Raw genomic sequence first — 23,795 nt, forward strand, 5'->3', positions numbered from 1 at the left:
CCAAATGATCATAAAAGTTTATATTAATATAATGGTTTTATTTTTTATTGCGCTTGCAACTTCTCTTACAGCTTGACCAAGGCTCTTGTTTTTTTCTATCTTAGAAATGCTAGTTTCTTTATCTTCACCTGTTTTCTTCATCCATTCTTCCAACCCTTCTGAAAGCTTTTTTAAGGCACTATAATGAATTATACATAACCCATTTACTTCTCCTGGCAATTCGCACAGAATGCATCTTTTATCTTTTGGAGTATTCGAGTAAAGCATTAGCTCTTTACCGATCTTCTCATTTTGAGCCTTCATTTGAGATATTATTTTACTCATTACTTCTCTCGCTTCTTTTACTACATCGCTTCTGCTTTTTTTATTTTCCCTTATTTCCTGCAATCTTACTTCAAAGCTTCTCGTAAGTGAAACATCTGTAAGTTCTGACACGTATTTTTTAAGAGCCAGGGAAACCACAATTCCTAATTTTGTCGGTATAATACCTTTTGAAGTCGACTTCAAATATCCTCTTTTGAATAAAGTTTCTATAATTTGTGCTCTAGTCGCCTCAGTACCAATATTTTGCGATTCCATCCACTTAAGCAAAGAAGTTTTAGTATGAAGTTTGGGTTTAGAAGGATAATAAGAAGCAATTTTTATACTTTCAATACTAACAATATCGTTTAATTTTAGGGATGGAATCGCTTTTTCTATAGTGTAGAACTTGTATGCTTTGAGCCATCCTTTAGATTCGATAATAGTTCCATTGGTTTCAAAGACATCTCTTTCTCCAACATTAATTTTAACCCTTCTTTTTATTAATACTAAATCATCCATGAAAGTAGAAATATATCTTCTAACTATAAGGTCATAAAGCTTTAATTTATCACCTTTTAAGTCCTTAGGTATCTTTCCTGTGGGATATATGGCTGGATGCGCTGGGTCTTCCTTTCTTCCTTGTCGAGGTATGTATGAAGGATTCCTTTTTTTCACTTCTTCTATCTGTTTTTCATATTCTTTAAGCACAGAAAGATTTTCTAGAATATTTTTATGCGGTATGGATGGAGGCAACTTTTGACTGTTAGTTCTTGGATAGCTAATTAATACATCTAAGTATAGGTCTTCAGCGATTTTTTGCGTGTAACTTGGAGAGAAACCATATATCCTAGAAGCTTCATATTGTAAATCGCTTAAATTAAAAGGAGGCGGAGGAGGAATCCTTTCTTTTTCTTCTTTAATATCGGATACATTTCCTCTCTTAACATTTAATGCTCTCTTTTTTGCTTCTTCAGCATCTTTTTTATATTCAAATGGAGAACTTATATGTGAACTGCTGAATTTGTAACTATCTTTAGAGAAAACAGCAGTCAATTGAAACTTTGGCGGAGAGAAAAAACTTCTCTCCTCAATATATCTGTCAAAAACTTCAATAAGAGCTGGACTTTGAACCCTTCCAGAACTAAGGACAATATTCTTTCCGCTGGCTTGTTTGTATATATGCATTAACGCTCTGCTCGTATTAATTCCCCATATCCAGTCCAATTCATGTCTGCATATTCCTGCTTCTATCATGTCGTAATCAAACGGTCCAATTTTTTTAAAAGAATTAAGCAATTCTTCTTTCGTCAAAGTTGAAAACTTCATTCTTTTCCCTTTTGTTTCGTTGCCTAGCAATTTTATTATCATGTATCCTATAACTGATCCTTCTATATCATAATCACATGCATTAACATATTCGCTTGCTCTTTTTGAAAGCTTGGAGAGCAGATAATAATATTTTTTCAAATGAAAGGCGCCTTTTTCTACCAACCATCTAGGAACCCATTCATAGTCAAAAACAGGGTAGTCTTTGCTATTAGTAGAAAGAGTAAAAAGATGCCCAGCAGTACTGGCGATAACAGTGGTCTTTTCATTATTGTTTATTACATAATAAGTTATGTTATTATCTTTACAGGATATGGGCTTATAGCTAAGTGCCTCAGCTATAGCTTTTGCAGCTTTAGGTTTTTCCGATATTATTAACGTATAATTCCCTTTTTCAATAACCTCTTTACAAAGGCTCAACTTAAGTTTACCTTAATAAATTTAACATTTAAAACAATGTTAAAGTTTTCATTGCTTTATAAGATAGTATTCTTTTTTCTCTTCTTCTATTAGCCACTTTACTGGTATAAGTTGCTTAACCTCTCCTCTAAGCCATCTAACAATGGTTAATGGAAGAACCCCCATTTCTAGTTCTTTTTCAGCTATAATAATTGGATCTTTTGGTAAATTAGAAACATCAATAAAAGGGGGGGCGCCCATTGAAAGTTGAAGAGCTCTAGCTCCAATTATCCTAGCTCTTTCAAACCTCGTCAGTTTTTTAGGAGGGATTATCTCTTCTGGTGATTTAGGCAGTGATATAGACATAAGTATTGACCTCAAAAACTCTACTTGATAACATAAATTTATAAGAAAAAACTAGTTAAATGAGGATTTTAAAACTTTTTTATTAAAAAATTAGAACTCAGGCATTCCTGCTCCTTGAGGCATTCTTCCTCCTTCAGAACCTTCGCCTTTCTCCTCTTTCTTCTTTGGAGCCTGTGCAGCAATAAGGTCATCGATTTTTAGTATAGTGATTGTTGCTTCAGATGCACTCTTAACTGCCTGCTTCTTAACAATTATAGGTTCTATAATATTTTCTTCAAAAGTGTTCTCGATGATTTTTTCAGTCAGTGCATTAACTCCTGCAAATATTTTGTTTTCTGTGTGAAGCTGCCTTAGCTTCATTAAGGCTTCAAGCGCATCAATACCACTAGTCTCAGCTAGGATCATGGGGATTGTTTCCATAGCATCGGCAAAGGCTTCAATTGCTAGCTGCTTCTTTCCTCCTACCGTTGTCGCAAACTTCCTTAGTTGTAATGCTAGCTCGATCTCAGGAGCTCCTCCTCCGCCAACAATTTTTGGATCCTTCATAACGTTTCTTAAAACATGCAACGCATCATTGATGCTTCTTTCAGCTTCATCAAGAATTATATCATTGGCTCCTCTTAATAATATAGTTACACTTTTCGCGTTTTTCACTCCTTCTACGAACAGCATCTTTTCATTTCCGACTTTTCTTTCTTCTACAAGAGATGCCTCACCTAAATCTTCAGGTCTTAGATCTCTAATGCTTGTGACAATTCTTCCTCCTGTCGCCCTCTCAAGCTTCTCCATATCGCTCCTCTTCACTCTTCTAACAGCAAGTATTCCCCTTTTCGCGAGGAAGTGTTGCGCAACATCATCGATGCCTTTTTGTGCTATGACTACATTCGCTCCAACTTCAGCTATTTTATCAACCATTTCTTTCAATAACTTTGTTTCTTCATCTAAGAAGGACTTCATTTGTTCTGGACTAGTGATGTTTATCTTTGCACTTATTTCGGGTTTCTTAATTTCTAGCGGGGCGTCAAGAAGCGCAATTTTCGCATTTTCTACTCTCTTAGGCATCCCTGGATGGACTACTTCTTTATCTAGGACAATTCCTTTAATTAGCATTGAATCATTTAATGATTCTCCCTTCTTTTTCTCAATCTTTATGTTGTCAAGCCTTAGTTCGTATCCTTTTCCTTGTGGCTTGGGTTCGGCCACTAATTTTGCCGCTTCAACTATCAAATCTGTAAGCTTTTCAAGCGTTTCGCCGCTACCTATGTATTTGCTTGAAATAGAGGTTTTAACAAGTTTTTTCAGCAATTCTGTGTCTTCAGGCTTTACTTCTACGGCGATAGAATCAAGAATTTCCAATGCCTTATGCATTGCTAAGCTGAAACCGTCCATAATTACTGTTGGATGTATATTTTGGTCGAGAAGAGCTTCTGCTTTTTCGAGAAGTGCCCCAGCTAATACAACAGCAGTAGTTGTACCATCTCCCACTTCTGCATCCTGAGCTTTTGCAACTTCTACTAGTAGTTTAGCAGCAGGATGATTTACTTCCATCTCTTTTACAATTGTAACTCCGTCGTTGGTAACTGTGACATCTCCAAAGCTATCAACTAGCATTTTGTCTAATCCTCTTGGTCCTAGGCTCGTTTTCAATATTTCTGCTAGAGTTCTTGCTGCCATTATGTTTGCTCTTAGAGCGTCTCTACCAGTTGCCCTCTGAGTTCCTTCTTTTAATATTAGAACAGGTACTCCATAGCTCATTCGTTAATCACCTTACTAAAGCTAATTAATTAGCTTATGTTAAATCAATTTATAAGTTAATGAGTTCAAAAGATTATGAAATAAATACTTCTATAAAAACTTTTCGCTCTTTTTTAGCTTTAATAAAAATTTCATAAGTAAGTTATTAGCAAATCTGCTTTTTCCTTTTTAACTAAAATTAAATACATTAATTAGCAAGGGCGGGGTAGTTTACCTATCATAGGTGAGGTTTTGAGTTTTCAGCGACATTCATAATATGCCTTCATGTTCTTTTTGGGTGTTTACGTACCCTCCGACCGGCCCTAAAGGGCGAGGCTTTCAGTTGTAACATACCTACGAGACTTTTAGTTCTGCCTTCAGGGAGTATCCTCCGAGTATTAAATCTCATATTAGTACTTATATTTATGATCCACCCTCCTGCAACAGGTCTTTGATGAGATAGATTAAAAGTAGAGAGATAGTTTACTGAAAATTTAAAAAAGGTAAGAATTAGTTAGAAATATTTTAATCTCTTTTTAGCTATTCCGTAGAGTTATTTATCAAACTTTTATTAAAAAATATCATTCATTATCTTCTATTGTTTGCTATAAGGTTCATTTATGGCTTTAATAAGCGGTGCATATAGAGCTTTTATTACGTATTCTAGATGAGCTAAGCTTGGACCTCCATCCATCAGGACAGCAACCCAAGCAGCTTCGAGTATTTCCTCTCTGGAAGCTCCCAATTTCATTGCTTCATTTAAATGATAATAAATGCATGTCTCACAGTTTTTAACTATTCCTATGCTCAATGCAATAAGCTCCTTCGTTTTCGCATCAAGAGCTCCATTTTTTTCAACTTTATTTACAAAGTCCACAAAAGCGTTTGCTTTTTTCAGGACTGATTTTTCCTAATACCTTCATCATGTCATTGAATTCTTTTAGTTTTTCCATAGAGTTCAATCCTCTAGAATTTTTTGCACAATTTAACATTATTTATTATTATTCATAATTTTATTAAAAATTTGAACTATTTAAATTTTTTCTTAAAATCTTTATTATTTAAAATAAATATGAACATATAAGGATACTAATAATTTTTATCAAAGTTTTTTAATTTTTATTCTAAACTAATAAGCTTAAACGGGGGAGTATTTTTTTCCGAAATATACATATCAAGATAAGTTTTGCAGAACCTACAAACTTCACTAGAAGAAGTCCCTCCACAGTATTTACACTTCTTTAGCATACTTCCTCTTTCTTTATACAGCCAAGAAAGGGATTTATTTACTGAAAAAATGACTTCGCCACTCTGCATTCTTGAAGCATCAGTTAAAATTCTTTCAGTATATTTTTCATATATATTTTTTTCATAATTTAAATTTCGTATTTGGAATTCATAAATTTCTGGAAAGTTATAATAAGCCATGAAGCTTGTTTCGTAACATGAAATACCACTAAAAGCATTAATGAAGTTCGTTCCATTGCTGCTAGAAATCACTAGAACTCCTTCGTTTATTCCTTCTACTATGCTTCCAAGTATTGATGACAACTCAAGCAATATTAGTACGTCTTGGCATAATGGAAGAACAATAGCGTTGCCAGTTATATTCTTGTCCAATAGACTCAGCATTCCCCTAACAACTCTTAATCTTCCAAGCATGCCTTCATGAGAAATATCTTTCTCTTCATTATCAACTATTTCTAGAGAGTAGAAAACTTCGCTTGGTAGCTTGCCCAAAACTGATAAACTCTTTCTAACAATCGGAGAACTTTCAAATATGACCGTTAGTTTATTATTATATTTCCTTTCTATTTGTCTTAATATCTTAATTAGTACTAACCCTTCTGCAGTGAATGATCTCGGTACAAATACAGAGAGCTTTCCTCCATAGCTCAAAACATTACTTCTTGAGAGGTTTCTTTTCAGTCTCTTGTAAAAATATGTGCTGTAGCAGTCTGCGCATAAGAAGTAATTCGTATATGGTACCTTAAAAATTGCCTCCTTCTTCCCGCATTTTGTACATTTCATGCAATTCGCCTTTATGTGCGAATTTCTTATACTGCGCAAAATCTTTCTTAATTTCATATCAAATTATTGTATCAATTTTTCCATATTCACATCGTATTTTATATGATTCATATATCCTACCATTTTTAATACAATTTTAAGGATAAAATCTTTAGCTATTTGCTTTTTTAAATTAAAGACTTTGTCGCAACCTTCAGTTAGATAAGATACCTGATTTTTTCCACCATAAATGACGAGGCTTTCACTTGTAATAGGTGTAATAAGCAGGATTTGAAATTTTCCGAATAAAAATGAAAACTTAAAAAACCTCGGTTTAAAAAACATTAATTGTAGCTGACTTCTAGTGAGGGAGTAGATGAAATGAGAGCTAAATTTACAGCCAATATCGATATACTTGACTATTACATAGGAGGCTTAGTTGATAGAATAGTTATGAAAGGGTACTATGACATTGATTTGGACAGAGAATATGACCACTTAATGTGGTATATTTACGAAAAGCTTGTTGTTATACTTTTTAAAGGCAAAGAGCCCACTAGAGAAGAGTTTGAAGAAAAAATGAAGAAAATAAGAAGAAGAGATGCAGATAAGCTAAAAGTATTGATATCTTACTTGATAAGCAAATATATGAAAATGAGAAACATACAATCTACAGGTAAAAGAAGCCAAGATGATTTTTAAACATTTTTTATGCTGAAAAATATGCAATAATACTTCAGGTAAAGTCTTTCCTTTAGAAAAAGAAAAAACCTCTATATCCTTACAGAAATTTGTATTATCGTGTTCAGAATTAAGATATCCCTTTACGCAAAACAACTTTTTAATCTTTAAACGGGAATATTTTTATTTACATAGTTATCCGGGCAAATGCAATTATTGCTCAAACTAAAGAAAATGATCTTTTAATATCATTTTGTTTGGAGGGATGCTAGTTTGATAGAATTTAGCATCATCGACCCAGAAACAGTAAACAGCATTGTTGTTAAGAAAAGAAATGGAAGCACCGAGCAATTTAATTTGGAAAAGCTAATGCAATCTGTGAAAAAAGCAGCCAATGGATTTAATGAAATTGATGAGGAGCAGATAAAAGAGGTAGTTGAAAGCGTAATTAAGGATCTGACCTTAAAAGGAAAGGAGGTTCCTTCCTCTGTAATTTCAGATCTTGTAGAAAAGCATTTTGTGTCTAGGATACTAATTTCCCCAATATGGGAAGAAGTGGCAAAGAGATATGTACTTGCAAGAATTTATAATCATGTTTTTGGAAAGGGGAAATGGAATGATTTTGACCCGGTGGATTCGTCTTTTACTTTTAACGCACTGAAGGTCCTTGAAGCAAGATATCTTTTAAAGAATACAGAATCGCTTCGCTTTACCGAAACGCCATCAATGATGTTTAAAAGGGTTGCAAGGCATCTCGCATCGGTTGAAGGGAGATACAATAATAATACTGAAGTGTATGAGAGAGAATTTTACAAAATTATGTCAGAGCTAAAATTCATACCAAACTCTCCCACACTTATGAATGCTGGAACTAGAAACGGTGTTTTGAGCGCATGCTACGTTATACCAGTTAGAGACTCTCTAACTACGAGAAACAATGATGGAATAATGGATGCTGTAAGAGCCCAAGCACTAATACAGCAGCAGGGGGGAGGGACAGGTTTTGATTTCAGTGAATTGAGGCCAGAAGGAGACATAGTCGGGTCAACACAGGGAGTTGCCAGCGGTCCGCTGAGTTTCATGAGACTTTTCGACGTTACTACAGAGGTTATAAAGCAGGGAGGCAAAAGAAGAGGAGCTAATATGGGAGTTCTTCATGTTTGGCATCCGGATATAAAAAGATTTATAAAGGCGAAAACCGGTGAGCTCAAAGACGTATTTTTACAGAACTTTAACATAAGCGTTGGAGTGTATGACTCATTTATGAGGGCAGTGGAAAACGATGGCATTTTTCCTCTAATAAATCCAAGAAAAACATGGCTCAAAAACACTCTTGATATTGATAGCAAATTCTATGCAGTGAATTTAATGAGATACAGCATAGAGGAGGAATGGGTTCAGGAAGAGCTAATAAAAGAACTTGAAAAGAATGACTGGAGCATCCCGCTTCATGAATCAAAGATCATTACTTGGGAGGAGGCTTTAGCTATAGCAGAAAACGAAAAAGCCATAGTCAATTATGTTAAAGCAAGAGATCTATTTAAAGAGATGACGGATAGTGCATGGGAGGGTGGAGATCCAGGAGTTCTTTTTATTGATACGATAAATAGAAAACATCCAACATGGTATCTTGGAAAAATAAATGCAACTAATCCATGCGGAGAAGAGCCCTTGCTTGAGTGGGAAAACTGTAATCTTGGAAGCATAAACTTGACCAAATATTTAGTTGAAGAAAATGGCAAATATAAGATAAATTGGGTTGCATTGGGCAATGATGTAAAGATTGCCATTAGATTCTTAGATAATGTCATCGACGCTAATAGACATCCTCTATCGCAAATAACAAAAGCTAACTTGAAGACGAGAAAAATAGGACTCGGCGTTATGGGATGGGCACATCTTTTAGCTATGATGAAAATACCATATGACAGCGTTGAGGCCATTGTTTTGGCATATAAGCTATCGGAATGGATAGCTTATAATGCATACCTTGAGAGCATTGAGCTTGCAAAGGAAAAGGGCCCCTTCCCGGAATTTAAGCCAGATCTATATAGACCAATATGGAGAGATGCTAGAAAAATAGAAGATTTGCTATCTATAGCCAATATAGAACATGGCAATATAGAGAGCATAATAAAAGCGTTCGATACACCGGAAATCGATTGGAATAAGCTAGAGGAAGAATACAGAAAGTACGGCCTCAGAAATGCAACCGTGACAAGTATAGCTCCAACAGGAACAATAAGCATTATTGGAGGCACAAGTAGCAGTATTGAGCCTCTTTTCGCTCTTGCATTCATGAGGATAGTTTCTGTTGGAACTTTTATAGAAATTGATAAAGTATTTCTAAAGGAGCTTGAGAAATTAGGGCTTGATACTCCCAATTTGATCTCAAAAATCGCGGAAACGGGCTCAATTCAAGGCATGGATGAAATAAGCGAAGAATTGAAGAGAGTATTCAAAACTGCTCATGATATTGACCCTATATGGCATATGTTACAACAAGCATCTTGGCAGGTTTGGGTAGATGCCGGAACAAGCAAGACGATAAACCTGAGAAGAGATGAGCCTCCTGAAACTGTCTATAACATATATTTGCTAGCTTGGAAGCTTGGGATCAAAGGCATTACTGTATATAGAGATAAGAGCAAAAGCATTCAAGTGCTCGAAAAAGGCATAAAGAAAGAAAATAAAACAGTTGACAATCACGTTAAGGAGGCTGTCGGAGAATTACATGAAACTAGAAAATCTGTGAAAAAAATCAGGATAGGAAAAAAAGAAATTGTTGCTGCTGAGGAAGACTATGCCGGCGGTTGTCCTACCTGCGAAACTTGATTTAAACGATATTTGAATTGAGCGGGTTTTAGAGGTTTTTAAAGCTAAATCTTTTTTGCTACGAGCCTTCCGTCTTCGGTCTCTAAAGATAAAATTTTTTCATCCAACAGCCAGGCAAAATACGACATTATCGCTGATTTCAGCAAGAAATACTGTGCCAATGGAACATTCGAAAATCCGTAATGATTAAGAACTTGAGAAATTACACTTTCAACTTCTTTTTTAGACTCAAAGCTATTAACAATGAGATCTCTAACCTCTAAAATCGCATTAATGTTTTTTAAAATCGCATCTTCAGCTTCTGATTGGCTTTGGATTAAATCTCCGTGAGAAGGTAAAACTGCATTGAACTTTTTTACCTCTTCTTTTAGCATTAGAAGGGTTAAATATGAGTTCTTAACATTTACATGATATGGTATTTTATGCTTTATTAGGGTATCGATACCAAAAAAGGCGTCAGCGGTAAATAAAAGCTCACCTCCAATTTTCAAACCGATCATGTCAATACTATGTCCAGGCAATCTTATAATTTCTATTCCAAATTCATTAATATTAAATTCTTCAATTGAATTGCAGCTTGACGGTTCGGCAGCGAGAGTTTTTATTGTGAGAGACTCCGGAGGAAAAGCTTCATATAAGTATAAAGGTTCAAGCAAAGGATTTTCGATAAAGGCACATTCATTCTTCGTTGAGTATGATTGAATTTTAAACTTTTTTTCTAAATAGCTATTTCCTCCAATGTGATCAGCATGAGAATGAGAATTGATAATTGCTACAGGAGTTAAAGAATTTTGATTTAAAAATTTTGCAATTTTTCTTCCACTATCCTCATCTATGCCGGTATCAACTATGATAGCCTCTTTATTATCGTTTGTTACAATTAATACATTTGTCCTTCCTTTAAAAATTAAAAACTTAGAAGACTTTTCCATGATATCACGACTTGATCTTTAAAGAAGCACTTATTGTGTACATTTTTCATCTAATTATGTATTAATTTTTATTTGTTTTTAAACAAATCTATTTTTACGATAAAAAGCATTAATAGCTAAGCGAAAACTTAAAAACGTTCTTGATTTTTAATAAAATGAAGGAATACATCAGCAAAGATGTGAGTGCCGCGGTAGCTCAGCCCTGGTGGAGCGCCGGACTCATACGGTTAAAAAAGAAAGGTCGTTCCTGAGAGATCCGGAGGTCCGGGGTTCGAATCCCCGCCGCGGCACCAAGATTGATTAAAGCAAAGTTATAGATATTTCATAAAAATAATTCTTTTCAATACTTAGAAGAAAAGGGATTTTCTTTTACAATATTCACGTTTTTTCTTCATTTAGTATCTATTTCATAATTTTAATTTCATTATTAATATGGAAATTGTGATAAGCAAAAATTTTTCTATAATATTTTTAAAGCATATTTTTTAAACTCAAGCTAAAAATCAAGAATTAAAATTTTCTAGAATAAGCGATGCTTTATTTTTATTTATACAAATATCTAGAGAATCTTTTATAGAGGTTTTTCCTTGAATTCTTGCCTTGATTATGGTACCTTCCTCTATTTCCAATTCTCCATATAGTGAGCCATTTACTTCTGGATAAATTTTTATTAATTTTCCTTTTATCAAAAAACCTTCGCAGTTATCTTCTGATTCAACTATTGAAATATCATTTGACCTTAAAGCTAGATATCCGTCTTTTTCTTGTATATCGCTAAAAATATTCGCATGCTTTTTTACGTCGCTTAGCTTTATAAAATTGTCAAATCCTAAATAAATTGCAGCTTCAAGAACTTTAGGATCTCTAAGAGCTTTATCAGGATCTCCTAGATATAGCATCTTTCCATTTTTCATGAAAAACACATCTGTAGCTATTTTTAACAAGTTTGAAGCATTTTGGCTGACGATGATTGTAGATAGCCCTATCCTTGCAACCGTTCTATCAAGTAAGTCAATTGCATTTACGAAACTTTGAGGATCCAAATTAGAAAAAGGCTCGTCAAGTAGTAACAAATCTGGCAGTATTGCTAAAGCTCTTGCTAAAGCAACTCTCTGTTTCTGCCCTCCACTTAAAATAGAAACTTTTTTATTTAAAAGATCTTCAATTTTTAACTCTCTAGCTAAATTCAACACACGTTCATTCCTTTCATTAAGCGGTATTTTTCTCACCTTCAGTCCGAACTCTATATTCTCTCTTACGGTCATGTTTTCAAAAAGCGCATAACTTTGAGGGACATAGCCGATATTTCTCTTTTCAGTGGGCAGCTTTGTAATCTCTCTTCCATTTAGTATTATGTTCCCCCTTTTTGCATCTATTAGACCAAGAATTACTTTGAGAAGAGTAGATTTTCCAGCACCATTTGGTCCAATGATTAGCCCAACTCCATTTTTCTTTAGGTTTAAATTTATAGGACCAAGGTGGAATCCGCCAAGGTATGCTTCTAAGCCAATAACATCAAGAGAATTGTCGCTCAATCTTATTCCACCTTCCATCTTAGAACAGCCCTGGTTGCTAGATATATTCCGAGAATTAATATAAGCATAGCTACAGAAAATCTTGCGGCTTCTAACACACCTAGACCAACGTATGCCTCATAAATAGCTACAGAAGCTGGGTATACAAAATTACCTGCAAAGTTTACTTGGTAGGCTACTATTAGCAGTGCACCTGCCTCAGAGGATGCTCTTGCCCATGAGGTTAAAATTGCATTTGCTAAAGCCTTTTTTATATTGGGAATAACAACAGAGAAAAAAGTTATAGCTCTTGGTGCTCCCAGGCTTAATGCTACATTTTCAATTTCGGGGTCTAACCCTTTAATTGCACTTTCTATTATTCTTACAGCATATGTCGATGAAACGTAAAGAACGGCAAGCACAGCTCCAAAAATAGTATCTATAACTTTTATTCCAAGTGTCTGCAATAAAGCACCAAATCCATAGTACTGTGCAAAAGAAAGAACAATCATGATACCTACTATCATGTGAGGAACGGCAATAGGAATATCGACAATAGTTTCAATAACTTCTTTGAATCTGAAATTATATCTTGCTAGTATATAAGCTAGGGGTATGCCAAATACAATTGAAGCGAGTGCAGCTAAAGACGATGCGATGATTGTTATCAATAAGCCTAATTCAAACTGTGTTATTTTAAACGAAGATAGAGCTCCGCTAATTCCAACAGCAAAAATAACTGCAATTGGGTATGAAAAGAATAAAAGCAAAATCCCGCTTAATATTATAAAAGTTAGTAAAAAAAGGGAAAATTTTGTGCTCATCCCGGAAACAGACCTTTCATATTGGTTACGTTATCTAATGGTATGGTAAATATTTTTATTTCTTGCGGTACGTCAGTATAGTTTCCATATACTATTCCAGGGTTAATAGGTTGAATTCCGTAAGATTTGAGAACTTGCTGTCCAATTGGGCTATAGATGAGCAATATAAAATCTATGCTCGCCTGCTTATTCTGAACATTAGATGGTATTGTTATCGTATATATCACTGGTTTACAGCTAAAAGTCTTTGTAGTTCCTAGTTGAGTCCAAGTTACATTTACTTGTTTATAATAGTTAACATAGCTCAAGTCTCCAAGATTTATAGCTGAAGGAAGCGTTATATATGTGATGTTATATCCATTTTGCTGATAATATTGTACTTGGGGAATTGCATTAGATAAGTATGCAGAGAGGATGAATTGAACAGTATTATTTGCGGTCATCAGAGAAAGAAGGTCAGTTTCAGTATTTCTCATAATGTATTTAGACGGATTGCTATATATTGCGCTCCATAAGTAACTGCTATTTCCGTAGAAAGTTAGGCCAGCAAGTTTAAGCATGCACTGTGCTTGATAACCGCTGGGATCTGTGAATGGATTTGAAACTCCTACGACTGTATTAGGATTCAGTGCTATTATATTAAAAATTTTTCTCCAAGTATCGTTCCAAGTATCACTATATGGTATTTGTTGAATAGATTGATTCCAAAGAGAGTATACCTCTCTTCCATATGGAGTATTTAAGTCTACAATTATTGTCATTTGTGTATAACCGAAAGCTATTTCATAGTCTGAAAGGTTAGCTGGAAAAAGTACTGATGGAATAGTAGATGTATCTGCTGCAGCTACAATGCTATAAGATTTCGTAGTAACTTCTTTTTGAGCTACTTCTCCGCTACCTGCAAAAAAGGGAGAACCCTGCTGTACTGAAGGAAAATAGTTAGAATATATCGAAAGAAGTTGAGAGAAACTAAATTTAAGCGTCCCGGCTGCTCCTACATTAAATGTAGTTATGTTGGTTGCCGGATTAGCTTTAATTTCATGATTCTGTATAGTATAAACTAAAACTCCACCTATAGCTAATCCTATAATTATACCTATAGTTAGATACCAATATTTATTCATAGAAATCACTATATTCGTTATTAGATTTTGAAAATAAAAAATTATCGGTTTATTGTAAATTTAGTAACATCTGCAAAATATGAAAATTCAGTGAATGTGTTACGAAGGAAAAAAACTAAAACATTTTATTCAAACGAATAAAAATAATAAACATAAAAATGCTTATTGAGAATAAAAGAAGATTCATAGAAATATAATTCCAATTCTACTATTTAGGACAAAAAAAGAAGGTGTGGCATTTAGCGTCTTGTTAAGGATTTGGAGGCAAACTTAAATGAAATATGAATTTATTGACAATAAAAAGACCGTGTTGAAAATAAAAATTGAAAATATAGACGACCTTTGGCTTCTTTATACGATACTTCAGAAGGGAGATCTTATTACTATGAAAACATTAAGAGACGTAAAGCAAAGTGAAGGTGGAAAAAGCAGAAGGTTGCCTATGACCTTAACTATTAGTTTATCACATATGGAATTTCAACCATTTACTAATAAATTAAGAATAAGAGGAATAGTAAAAGAAGGTCCTGATAAGTTCGGGATTTTAGGTAGCCACCATACCTTAAGTGTAGGCGAAGGGGACGAATTAATAGTATTTAGAGAAGAAGGGTGGGATCAATCAACTATAAAACGTATGGAGAAATATAAAAAATCTTTTGGCTCAGTTTTGATTGTGGCTGTAGACTATGATGAATATTCAATAGCATTATTTCGAAGGCAAGGTTATAAGATATTGGTGAGCAACGATCTTCATATACCGGGTAAAGGAGATGAGAGTAGAGAAAAAGCGATAACCGAAGCTATAAATGAAATCGCATCTTTAGTTTTATCTATAATTAATAGGGAGAAAGATATTTTTGGAATAGTAATTTCTGGTCCTGGTTTTTTCAAGGAGGTAGTAAGCGAAGCTATAAAAAATAGCATTAATAAATTGACAATTGTGTTGGAGAATACGAGTATGGGCGGAGTTTATGGAATAAAAGAGACAATTGCTAAAGGTAAGCCAACAGAAATTCTAAAAGATGAAGAACTAAAAAAATCTTTGCAACTTTTGGAAAATATTCTTATAAAGCTATCAGTAAAACCTGAACAGGTCGCTATTGGTTTGGAAGAATGTAAAAATGCATCTGAAATTGGTGCAGTAAGCGACATATTGATATTGGACGAACTTTTGAGTAATCAAGATTTAGAAAGAAGAAAAGAAATCGAAGAAGTATTAAATAATGTTGAAAGTTTTGGGGGAAGAGTTGTGATACTACCTTCCTGCTCAGAGGCTTCTGAAAAGCTTTATGGACTAGGTAGCATTGTCTGTTTACTCAGATTTCCGATTAGTACTAATAAAGCCGATTTTTCTTCCAGTACTAAGAACGAGGGTCTCTCTTCAAGCAGAGAATAGTGCTCGCATAAATTTCAGTTATTTAATTACGAAAATTCGGCCTAGCGCGATCAATGTTATTGATATATCATTCTTTAAGATTTAAAGCTATTTGCATCCTAAATAAGTAGATAAAAGAGTTAAAGATACTTGGACTAAACTCTTGAGACCTGACCCATAGGAGGAAAATAATTAAAATAATCTCGACTTATTAACAATAAATCTCTCTCTCGTAGGATGCGCTTCAACTACATATGCTTTTCCTTTCTTATTGATAAGATCTTTTAATTTTTTTAAATCATCTAAATGAAAGCAAAGAGAATCTCTGCATCTTTGTATCAAACCTTCATCAATAAATTTTTCTATCTCAATATCAGTACTTTCTGGCTCTAAAATTCCGAATTTGATTAATCCTCCATCAGCCTTTTCATAAATTTTGATGTCATTTTGAGCGGTAATAATAAATCGATTTCTGGTTTGGACGGCATCCTTAAATATAGCAGGACAGAAATGTATAGGTATTTTTAAGCTATGCTTTTTTGCGTATTCAATAACTTTCATGGCGGTTTCTCTGCTTCCATTAACAACTATACCGTTATCACTGATAACAAATCCGTTTATTCTTAGATTCTTTATATTTGTCTCATTGGCTTCCAGTTCATTTATATTTAAAAAATCGGCTCCAGCTTTATCAAGAAATTCCGCTAATTTTATCATCCACTCTTCTTTCCCAGGTAAAGAAGGAATTTCGACTCCTACTGAAAGAGAAGTAACTTTTTTTGCAATTACTACTTTCTTTTCTATTCCATCTATCGTAGGATGAATTCTAAGCTCATCCAATCCAGCTTTTTCTAGCTTTTTTAACACATCTTCATTAATTAAAATGCCATTTGTGTACAAATGGATATGAAAATTGCTTCCAAAATTTTGTTTAAGCAATTCGATTATCTTCGTTGTTCTATCAAAAACTATTAAAGGTTCTCCGCCAGTTATACTCGCCGATTTTGCTCCAGATCTTTCTATTTCTTCAAAAATTTCTTCGAAATTTTCAATCTTTCTTTCATTTACATATATCAAATCCTTATTTCTTCTCAAATAGCTTACTGGGCAATAGAAGCATTTTTCATTGCATAAACCTGTTAAAAATATGACCGCTTTGATCCCAGAAAAACATAAGTTGCAACCAACTGGAAGCTTATTTCCATATATAGCAGCTATTTCTGACTTTTTAATGCTCATCAATACTTACCTCTCTCTCTAAGCACCTTCTTTAGAGCAGGATTTTTTTCTGAAGCTTTTAATACGGCATCTTCTATTGGGTCCTCTGGATATAGCTCTATGTTCAAATAAACCCCAGTTCTCCCTTTTTCATCTCTCCTTATCAGCACTCTCTCTCTTTCTAATATTGTATCAATGCTTATTTTTAAAAGACTGGCAATTTCTTCTTCTCTACCTATTATAGAGCTCTTCGTATAACCTTCTTCAATAGGTTTTATGAGCTCAAGCTTTTTGTTTACTCCGGGTACTCTCACATTCTTCATAAGTTGCCCATAGTCTATAATTCCCCCAAAAGAATAGAATTCTACTTCCCTCTTCATTAGCTTTGTCAAGGGAAAGCTCACTACTACCTCTTCCTCGGGGTCCAAAATTAGATATGCCTTTGGGGAGTTCGATGGTGTTGCCTGAACTATTCTCTTGAGAACAGGCAAAATCCCAAAAGATTCAAGGGTTAGCTCAATTACATATGAGGGAATGTCTTGCAGGATTACAATATCTACATCACTTTTACTGTGCACATCTCCTCTTGCCACGCTACCGTGCAAAAATGATCTTATGTTCTTAGATTCAAGTATACCCATAATATTTCTAGCTTTTTTTCTTTTCTCGTTTAGAATTTTTAGTTCTTTTTCACCGTATTCAAAGTAGAATTCATCATAATTTTTCGACACTTTCTCTCTTACCATTTTAGTTCACGTTAAGAAACAAAGTATTGCCTAAGATATGGGAGGAGAGGAGAAGGTCCAAAGCCCCGCATCCTTGGCCGCTAGACTACCCGGCTTCTTATCATATATTTAATATAATTCGTTTAATAAAAATTTTTATTCCTTTTCTACGTCTTCGTCCTCTTCTTCTAATTCTTCTGCAATATTTTCTTCTTTTTCTATTTCTTCTAATGTAGGCTTTTTAGTTGTCTCGATCAGCAATTCAGAAAGAAGTTGCGCATCTTCTTCTCTTATATAAGGTGCAACAACAGAAACTCCTCTATCATGATAGCTGTCTTCACTTATTTTCAGACTTTCATAGACTATCAAGTACACAGGCAAGGTTGCAACAAGAGTATCTTTATCTTTTCTCTTTAAGTTATATTCTTTGTACTTTGAAATTACCTCTTTTGGCAGGCTAGATTTTAATTCCACCTCGAAAATATCCCTAAGTATCATGAAATCACTGAAGGAAGGTAACCACTCATTCAATAAAAACTCCTTTCCAGCATTTTTTACAACTTCTTCAAACTCTCCTTCTACTATCTTCTTATCCTTTACTTTTCCTGAATGAGCGTTTATTATAATAAAAGATTGCTTATTTCCGGACATATGCTAACACCAAAAATTTCACGCATTAAAAAAGGGATTATTTTAGGAGTTTAAAAATTATTCGCCAAACAATTTAAATTCAATAAAAAAGTTAATTTTAAAGTCCGCTTGATAGATATTCATCATAAGCTTCTTTCAGTAGCCTGATTCCTTCTTTTATTTCATCTTCAGTTGGCATGCTAAAGTTTAACCTTATAGTATTTAACACGCTGAAGTCATGATAGAATGGTTGTCCAGAGACGAATAGTACTCCCTTTTTCTTCGCATATTCTAATAGTTTTTGTGTGTTAACTTTCTTGTTGTTGAATTGCACATATATAAACAATCCTCCCTTGGGCTTTGTCCAGTGAGCATCATTGCGGAACAGTTCATCTAGCATTTCCAGCATAATGTCTCTTTTCTGTTTATACCATGGAATAGCTATTTTTAAGAATTCTTCATGAATTCCATTTCTGAGCCAGATTGTCGCTAAATATTGAGATATACCAGAGACACCTAGGTCTATGACTTCCTTCGCAGCAAGAAGGGCTTTAACAATTTCCTTGTTTGCAAATACCCACCCTATTCTAAGCCCTGGCGAAAGGATTTTGCTTAAGGTGCTAGTAAATATTACTCTTCCTTCGGTATCTAATGATTTAATCGCAGGTAGTGCTTTTCCCTCATAGCTCAAATAGCAGTAAGCGTCATCTTCAAATATTAGAAAGTCATACTGAGACGCGAGCTCATATAGATGCTTCCTTCTTTCCATTGGTAAGGTTGCTCCACTTGGATTTTGGTAATTTGGAACGGTATACACAAATTTTATTCTTTTCCCTTCGCTTTTTAGCTTTCTTAGAAGAGTTTCCAACTCATCTGTTTTCATTCCGTTTTCATCTTGATTAACGCCAAGCATTTTAGCTTTATTGTACGTAAAAGCGAATATAGCCTCAAGATAAGTTGGTCTTTCAACTACTATATAGTCTCCAGGGTCTACAAGTATTCTAGAAACCATATATAAAGCTTGTTGACTTCCTGACATGATAATCATGTCATCATCTTCAGTTCCCTTAAGAGACACGTACTTTTCCATAAGCTTTCTCAATTCTTTCATTAGTTCAGGGTTTCCCTTTATTGGTGGATATTGTAGCATTGTTTGATATTCTGTCTTAAAGACCTCTTGTACGTATGGAAGGGCTTTGTCTAATGGAAACCTCGAAAAGTTAGGTCTTCCTTCGCTGAACATTATTACCTTTCTTCCCTGTGGTGGTTCTGGAAATCCTGGTACTTCTAGTGATAGAAAGTCTGAAATTTCCTTATTTAAGAACGAATTATAATTCATATAAAATACCCCTTTATTTAGTCATCTAATTATTTTTTAATTTCTTTTATTAATAAATATATCTTCTTTTAAAAAACCTTTTAATAAAGTATCAGACAATTTTAAAAATAACTCTAATAAATTCTAATAATACATTACTTAAAAATATTATTTTTTGAAAACAACGAGTATATTTAATATCTATATATTTAATTTTAAGAATATACGTAATGACAAATTTGATTTAATTTAATAAATACTTTTTCATAAAAGTTTTATAAACAAATTTTTCATTTAACTATATTAACGAATAATTTTATTAAAAACAACTGTTAGTTAACGAGTTTCTTATAACAGCTTTAAAGGTGTTTTTTTTACGAAAGCAATTGAGATAAAAGGACTTGTAAAAATTTACGATAAATCGGTAAAGGCTTTAGATGATTTGAGCTTTGATGTAGAAGAAGAATCAATTCATGCACTTTTAGGACCTAACGGTGCAGGAAAAACAACTCTTATACGAATACTTACAACTCAGCTTACCCCTACTAAAGGAACAGCATATATTTTTGGTTTAGATGTTAGAAAGAACCCTCAGCAGGCAAGGGGCATGTTGGGTTACGTGCCTCAGGAAGTTTCATTATGGACAGATTTGACTGGATATGAGAATTTACTTATTTATTCGAAGATTTACGAGATTCCAAAAAGCGAAAGAGTTAAAAGAATAGAAGAAGCTCTAGATTTTATGGATTTAAAAGATGCTTCAAGAAGGCTGGTAAAAACATATTCAGGCGGAATGTTTAGGAGGTTGGAGATAGCAGCAGCTTTAATGGTCCGCCCAAAAATACTCATTTTAGATGAGCCAACTATTGGGCTTGATCCTATCGCTAGAAACAACGTATGGGAAAGAGTTATCTCATATAAAAAAGAATTCGGAACAACGGTGCTTTTTGCTACGCATTACATGGATGAAGCAGACAAATATGCAGATATGATCACGATAATAAATAAAGGCAAGCAGGTAATAAGCGGTAAACCAGAAGATCTTAAAATGATAATTGGAGGAGATAGAGTCACTCTAAAAGTAGACAATAAAGAAAAGGTAAAAGCTATAATTGCTGAAAATTTTGGGATAGATATCATAGAGGAGAATTCTGATGTCTTAACATTTCTAGTAGAAAAATCTCAACTTGTTTTACCAAGAATATTAAGTGCTTTAGAAGCAGAAAAAATAGAAGTCAAAGAGCTTAGAATAAGAGAAGCTTCTCTGAATGATGTTTTCATTAAGCTAATGGGAAAGAGGATTGAAGAAGAGGAGGAAGGAAGAATGAAAGAACTCATAAGTGAAAGGAAAATGATAAGAATGGGTGGATAAAATGAAGCAGGAAAATCTTATCTCTATTTTTGCGATGGCTGAAATGGAGCTAAGAAGAATAAGGCACGATCCTGTAGAAATATTTACCAGAGCAATTCAGCCTATACTTTGGGTTGCTGTATTTGGTAGCGTAATGGCAAAGGTAAGAGCATTTCCCTCTACTGGAGATTACGTCACATTTATATCTCCTGGAGTTATTCTTCAGTCTTCAACATTTATTTCTCTCTCCTACGGAATCATGCTTGTATTTGAAAGAGAGTCTGGTGTTCTAAAAAGGCTATTGTCGTCTCCAATGCCCAGAAGTTATATTGTTATTGGAAGATCTCTTGCAGGAGCATTGCGTTCATCAACACAATATATAATAGTCCTTGTTGCGGCCGCGTTAGTTGGTGCAAAGCTTACAACCGATCCTTTAGATCTTATATTAGGATATTTCATACTGACATTTGCATCAATGGGCTTTACAGCCATTTCAATTGTTATCGCATCAACGCTAAAAACTAGAGAGAGATTTATGGGAATAGTTGGCGCAATAACAATGCCACTGTTCTTTGCGAGCAATGCGCTCTACCCAATTCAGGTAATGCCTAGACCTATCCAGGTAATTTCTTTTGTTAATCCACTTACATATACAGTTTCAGCACTTAGAACACTTTTGGTTCAGAGTAGCTTATATATAGGAAGCGACATGTTGATAATAACAATATTTGTTCTTGTATCGATGTTTATTGCTATTAAATTGTTGCCTAGAATTATAGAATAAATTTTTAAATTGAACTGAAAAAGAGGGGGATTAATGAAAATAGCCCATAGGATAAAAATTGTAGGTGTCGTTCAGGGAGTAGGGTTTAGACCATTTGTTTACAGATTAGCAACTAACTTAAACTTGTTCGGATATGTTGTAAATAAGGGAGGAGCAGAAGTAGAGATATTTATAGAAGGAGAAAAAAGAAATGTAGAAAAATTTACAGAATTGTTAGAGAAGGAGAAACCTCCTCCTGCGATTTTTGAAGAAATTAGCATCAGCAATGAAGAACCAAAAGGGTTTACGGAGTTTAAAATATTGAAAAGTAAGCATGATTTTGATAAGAGAAGTATGATCCCCCCAGATATAGGAATATGTGACAATTGCTTGAGTGAAATACGGAGCCCGAGCTCGAGATTTTACAAATATCACTGGAATAGCTGTGCATGGTGCGGACCTAGATTTTCAATGATGTACTCAGTTCCTTATGATAGAGAAAACACTTCTATGGAAGACTTCCCTTTATGCAAAGACTGTGAATGTGATTATAAGGACGTGAGCAACTTAAGAAGGTTTCATGCTCAGGGTATAAGTTGTCCTGTTTGTGGGCCAAAAACCATAGTTATTAAGAATGACGGAACAATAGTAAAAACCGAAGAAGATCCAGTTGACTTTTCTGCTAGGATGCTATTAGAGGGGAAAATTTTAGCCATTAAAGGGGTCGGAGGTTATCATATAGCATCTATAGCTTCAGATGATAAAGTTGTTAGAAAACTAAGAAAAATAAAGAATAGGCCCAGCCAGCCATTTGCAATTATGGCCAAAGATATAGAAACGGTCAAGACTATTGCTTATCTAGACGAAATAGGGGAAAAGATAATTTTATCGCCTCAGAGGCCGATTTTAATTTTGCCAAAGAGAGATAGTTCAAAAGTATCCGAACTTGTAGCTCCAGGCTTGTCTACTATAGGGATCATGTTGCCTTATACTGGTTTTCAGCATCTTTTGCTTGAAAAAATTCCTGATGGATTTTTAATCATGACAAGTGGAAACATACATGGCAGACCAATGTGCAAAGATCTTGAATGCGCATTGAATGAGCTTGGCTCTATTGTTGATTTTATAATCGAGCATGAAAGGAAAATTGTTCATAGGGTTGATGATAGCGTAATTAGATTTACTGATGGTGAGCCTGTTTTTCTAAGAAGATCAAGAGGATATGCACCTTTGTGGATTTCATCGCCATTTGAGTTAAAAGAAATAGTAGCGCTTGGGGCAGAGCTTCAAACAGCAGGAGCTGTCAGCTTTGAAAATAAGATTATACCAACACAATTTATTGGTGACTTAGATGACATTGGGACCCTTGAAGATTTGGAGAGAGAACTTGAATGGTTTATAAAAACTTATGAAATTAAACCAAAAGCTATAGCAATAGACATGCATCCTCTGTATAAAAATAGAAAGTTGGCTCATAAACTAAAAAGCATATATGGTGCAGAAATAATTGAAGTCCAGCATCACCATTCTCATTTAGCCTCCCTTATGGTTGAGCAAGGCTATAAAATTGATGAGAAAGCTGTAGGAATTGCAATTGACGGAATAGGATATTCACCGAACGGTGAAATATGGGGAGGGGAGGCTTTGATAGCTTCATATGAAGGTTTCTACAAGCTAGGAGGAATTATGCCGTTTTGCCTTTCAGGCGGAGACTCAGCTTCTGTATATCCGGTCAAATCTCTCATTTCTATTTTATCTTCAGTTTTAGATGAAGAAGAGCTGATAGAAGTCTTGAGAAGGAGAGAATTGTTGGCATCATTGCCTTATGGCGAGGAAGAAGCAAGGATTACTTATACGCTTTCAAGAAATGGAAAGTGCTTTAAATGTAGTAGCATTGGAAGGGTGATCGATGCTATATCTGTATTGCTAAAAGCCTCGTACTTAAGAAGCTATGAAGGAGAGCCTGCTATAAAGCTGGAAGCTTTGGCTGATAAGGCTAAAAAAGGAGCTGAACTTAACGCTCCAATCGTTTCAAATGACGGAATGTTTTTTATAAATACAACCGAGCTTATTTTAAATATTATAGACCATTTGGACAGTGTTGATTCGAGCGAACTTGCACTTGGAAGTCTAATCGCGCTCGGCAGAGCCTTTGGGCACATTGCTGTAGAAGCTATAAAAGGAAAAAGAAACCTAAGGGGAGAAATTTTAGTATCAGGAGGTGCATCGGTAAATACTTATTTAATAAGAGGTATAAAAGAAGAAGCGAGAGTGAGAAATATAGATGTAAAGATAAACAGAAAATTGCCCCCAGGAGATGGAGGCATTGCTGTTGGTCAAATTGCTGTAGCATCTAGTAAGATTTAG

Annotated in this window: 19 protein-coding genes and 1 tRNA gene; 7 read left to right on the forward strand and 13 right to left on the reverse strand. The window is 34.5% G+C overall.

The features are described from left to right. Positions 1–18: 18 nt before the first annotated feature. The 5 genes from FFONT_RS04910 to FFONT_RS04930 all read right to left on the reverse strand — a co-directional run bounded on the left by FFONT_RS04910 (position 19) and on the right by FFONT_RS04930 (position 6,159). Complete coding sequence (locus tag FFONT_RS04910) at positions 19–2,049, reverse strand: DNA topoisomerase I (RefSeq protein ID WP_014558129.1); 2,031 nt, start codon at positions 2,047–2,049, stop codon at positions 19–21. Positions 2,050–2,097: 48 nt separating this feature from the next. Further along, positions 2,098–2,394, reverse strand: a complete 297-nt coding sequence (locus tag FFONT_RS04915) for a DNA-directed RNA polymerase subunit K (protein WP_014558130.1) — start codon at positions 2,392–2,394, stop codon at positions 2,098–2,100. Between the two features lie 90 nt (positions 2,395–2,484). Continuing rightward, positions 2,485–4,149 (reverse strand): thermosome subunit alpha, encoded by a 1,665-nt coding sequence (gene thsA, locus FFONT_RS04920; RefSeq protein WP_014558131.1) that lies wholly within the window; start codon positions 4,147–4,149, stop codon positions 2,485–2,487. Positions 4,150–4,723: 574 nt separating this feature from the next. Next, positions 4,724–5,005, reverse strand: a complete 282-nt coding sequence (locus FFONT_RS04925; protein WP_014558132.1) for a carboxymuconolactone decarboxylase family protein — start codon at positions 5,003–5,005, stop codon at positions 4,724–4,726. Positions 5,006–5,247: 242 nt separating this feature from the next. Then, complete coding sequence (locus tag FFONT_RS04930) at positions 5,248–6,159, reverse strand: hypothetical protein (protein ID WP_148683671.1); 912 nt, start codon at positions 6,157–6,159, stop codon at positions 5,248–5,250. A 360-nt stretch (positions 6,160–6,519) separates the two neighbouring features. Here FFONT_RS04930 and FFONT_RS04935 point away from each other — a divergent pair, with 360 nt between their 5' ends. After that, the gene (locus FFONT_RS04935; protein ID WP_014558136.1) at positions 6,520–6,840 is read left to right on the forward strand and encodes a hypothetical protein; all 321 of its coding nucleotides are present in this window, start codon (positions 6,520–6,522) and stop codon (positions 6,838–6,840) included. Between the two features lie 252 nt (positions 6,841–7,092). Beyond that, a complete protein-coding gene (locus FFONT_RS04940; RefSeq protein WP_014558137.1) occupies positions 7,093–9,654 on the forward strand; it encodes an adenosylcobalamin-dependent ribonucleoside-diphosphate reductase in 2,562 nt (853 codons plus the stop codon). Positions 9,655–9,698: 44 nt separating this feature from the next. Here the strand turns inward: FFONT_RS04940 and FFONT_RS04945 are convergent, their stop codons facing one another. Further along, positions 9,699–10,586: an MBL fold metallo-hydrolase gene (locus FFONT_RS04945; protein ID WP_014558138.1), complete on the reverse strand. Its 888-nt coding sequence runs from the start codon at positions 10,584–10,586 to the stop codon at positions 9,699–9,701. Positions 10,587–10,771: 185 nt separating this feature from the next. Here FFONT_RS04945 and FFONT_RS04950 point away from each other — a divergent pair. Continuing rightward, positions 10,772–10,879: transfer RNA gene (locus tag FFONT_RS04950), tRNA-Met, on the forward strand. Positions 10,880–11,089: 210 nt separating this feature from the next. Here FFONT_RS04950 and FFONT_RS04955 read toward each other — a convergent pair. The 3 genes from FFONT_RS04955 to FFONT_RS04965 are packed head-to-tail and all read right to left on the reverse strand — an operon-like array spanning position 11,090 to position 14,048. After that, complete coding sequence (locus FFONT_RS04955) at positions 11,090–12,139, reverse strand: ABC transporter ATP-binding protein (RefSeq protein ID WP_014558139.1); 1,050 nt, start codon at positions 12,137–12,139, stop codon at positions 11,090–11,092. After that, positions 12,124–12,924, reverse strand: a complete 801-nt coding sequence (locus FFONT_RS04960; protein ID WP_014558140.1) for an ABC transporter permease — start codon at positions 12,922–12,924, stop codon at positions 12,124–12,126. The genes FFONT_RS04955 and FFONT_RS04960 overlap by 16 nt, the downstream gene beginning before the upstream one ends. Next, on the reverse strand, positions 12,921–14,048 hold the full coding sequence (locus tag FFONT_RS04965) for a substrate-binding domain-containing protein (RefSeq protein WP_148683672.1): 1,128 nt from the start codon (positions 14,046–14,048) through the stop codon (positions 12,921–12,923). The genes FFONT_RS04960 and FFONT_RS04965 overlap by 4 nt, the downstream gene beginning before the upstream one ends. A 274-nt stretch (positions 14,049–14,322) precedes the next feature. Between FFONT_RS04965 and FFONT_RS04970 the strand changes: the two genes are divergently transcribed. Continuing rightward, on the forward strand, positions 14,323–15,444 hold the full coding sequence (locus FFONT_RS04970; RefSeq protein WP_014558142.1) for an mRNA surveillance protein pelota: 1,122 nt from the start codon (positions 14,323–14,325) through the stop codon (positions 15,442–15,444). Between the two features lie 171 nt (positions 15,445–15,615). On the opposite strand, the gene FFONT_RS04975 is transcribed toward FFONT_RS04970, so the two are convergent. The 4 genes from FFONT_RS04975 to FFONT_RS04990 all read right to left on the reverse strand — a co-directional run bounded on the left by FFONT_RS04975 (position 15,616) and on the right by FFONT_RS04990 (position 19,335). Beyond that, the gene (locus FFONT_RS04975; RefSeq protein WP_014558143.1) at positions 15,616–16,662 is read right to left on the reverse strand and encodes a radical SAM protein; all 1,047 of its coding nucleotides are present in this window, start codon (positions 16,660–16,662) and stop codon (positions 15,616–15,618) included. Continuing rightward, positions 16,662–17,387: a nucleotidyltransferase domain-containing protein gene (locus FFONT_RS04980; protein ID WP_014558144.1), complete on the reverse strand. Its 726-nt coding sequence runs from the start codon at positions 17,385–17,387 to the stop codon at positions 16,662–16,664. Before FFONT_RS04980 ends, FFONT_RS04975 begins: the two co-directional genes overlap by 1 nt. A 135-nt stretch (positions 17,388–17,522) precedes the next feature. Further along, positions 17,523–18,017 (reverse strand): DUF2286 domain-containing protein, encoded by a 495-nt coding sequence (locus tag FFONT_RS04985; RefSeq protein ID WP_014558145.1) that lies wholly within the window; start codon positions 18,015–18,017, stop codon positions 17,523–17,525. A 97-nt stretch (positions 18,018–18,114) separates the two neighbouring features. Beyond that, complete coding sequence (locus FFONT_RS04990) at positions 18,115–19,335, reverse strand: aminotransferase-like domain-containing protein (protein WP_014558146.1); 1,221 nt, start codon at positions 19,333–19,335, stop codon at positions 18,115–18,117. A 388-nt stretch (positions 19,336–19,723) separates the two neighbouring features. Here FFONT_RS04990 and FFONT_RS04995 point away from each other — a divergent pair, with 388 nt between their 5' ends. Genes FFONT_RS04995 through hypF form a run of 3 tightly spaced genes read left to right on the forward strand, consistent with a single transcriptional unit; the run spans position 19,724 to position 23,795 of the window. Beyond that, on the forward strand, positions 19,724–20,686 hold the full coding sequence (locus FFONT_RS04995; protein ID WP_280101546.1) for an ATP-binding cassette domain-containing protein: 963 nt from the start codon (positions 19,724–19,726) through the stop codon (positions 20,684–20,686). A 1-nt stretch (position 20,687) separates the two neighbouring features. Next, the gene (locus FFONT_RS05000) at positions 20,688–21,449 is read left to right on the forward strand and encodes an ABC transporter permease (RefSeq protein WP_148683674.1); all 762 of its coding nucleotides are present in this window, start codon (positions 20,688–20,690) and stop codon (positions 21,447–21,449) included. Positions 21,450–21,482: 33 nt separating this feature from the next. Continuing rightward, positions 21,483–23,795 carry a carbamoyltransferase HypF gene (gene hypF, locus FFONT_RS05005; RefSeq protein WP_014558149.1) on the forward strand — a complete coding sequence of 771 codons (2,313 nt, stop codon included), beginning with the start codon at positions 21,483–21,485 and terminating at the stop codon, positions 23,793–23,795.

Source organism: Fervidicoccus fontis Kam940, assembly GCF_000258425.1.
In the GTDB taxonomy this organism is placed as follows: Archaea; Thermoproteota; Thermoprotei_A; order Sulfolobales; family Fervidicoccaceae; genus Fervidicoccus; species Fervidicoccus fontis.

What these genes read in the sequence shown, in the direction of transcription:
- FFONT_RS04915 (WP_014558130.1), bottom strand. Translation starts at nt 2,394, where the DNA reads ATGTCTATATCACTGCCTAAATCACCAGAAGAGATAATCCCTCCTAAA.
- thsA (WP_014558131.1), bottom strand. Translation starts at nt 4,149, where the DNA reads ATGAGCTATGGAGTACCTGTTCTAATATTAAAAGAAGGAACTCAGAGG.
- FFONT_RS04930 (WP_148683671.1), bottom strand. Translation starts at nt 6,159, where the DNA reads ATGAAATGTACAAAATGCGGGAAGAAGGAGGCAATTTTTAAGGTACCA.
- FFONT_RS04935 (WP_014558136.1), top strand. Translation starts at nt 6,520, where the DNA reads ATGAGAGCTAAATTTACAGCCAATATCGATATACTTGACTATTACATA.
- FFONT_RS04945 (WP_014558138.1), bottom strand. Translation starts at nt 10,586, where the DNA reads ATGGAAAAGTCTTCTAAGTTTTTAATTTTTAAAGGAAGGACAAATGTA.
- FFONT_RS04955 (WP_014558139.1), bottom strand. Translation starts at nt 12,139, where the DNA reads ATGGAAGGTGGAATAAGATTGAGCGACAATTCTCTTGATGTTATTGGC.
- FFONT_RS04960 (WP_014558140.1), bottom strand. Translation starts at nt 12,924, where the DNA reads ATGAGCACAAAATTTTCCCTTTTTTTACTAACTTTTATAATATTAAGC.
- FFONT_RS04965 (WP_148683672.1), bottom strand. Translation starts at nt 14,048, where the DNA reads ATGAATAAATATTGGTATCTAACTATAGGTATAATTATAGGATTAGCT.
- FFONT_RS04970 (WP_014558142.1), top strand. Translation starts at nt 14,323, where the DNA reads ATGAAATATGAATTTATTGACAATAAAAAGACCGTGTTGAAAATAAAA.
- FFONT_RS04975 (WP_014558143.1), bottom strand. Translation starts at nt 16,662, where the DNA reads ATGAGCATTAAAAAGTCAGAAATAGCTGCTATATATGGAAATAAGCTT.
- FFONT_RS04980 (WP_014558144.1), bottom strand. Translation starts at nt 17,387, where the DNA reads ATGGTAAGAGAGAAAGTGTCGAAAAATTATGATGAATTCTACTTTGAA.
- FFONT_RS04985 (WP_014558145.1), bottom strand. Translation starts at nt 18,017, where the DNA reads ATGTCCGGAAATAAGCAATCTTTTATTATAATAAACGCTCATTCAGGA.
- FFONT_RS04990 (WP_014558146.1), bottom strand. Translation starts at nt 19,335, where the DNA reads ATGAATTATAATTCGTTCTTAAATAAGGAAATTTCAGACTTTCTATCA.
- FFONT_RS05000 (WP_148683674.1), top strand. Translation starts at nt 20,688, where the DNA reads ATGAAGCAGGAAAATCTTATCTCTATTTTTGCGATGGCTGAAATGGAG.
- hypF (WP_014558149.1), top strand. Translation starts at nt 21,483, where the DNA reads ATGAAAATAGCCCATAGGATAAAAATTGTAGGTGTCGTTCAGGGAGTA.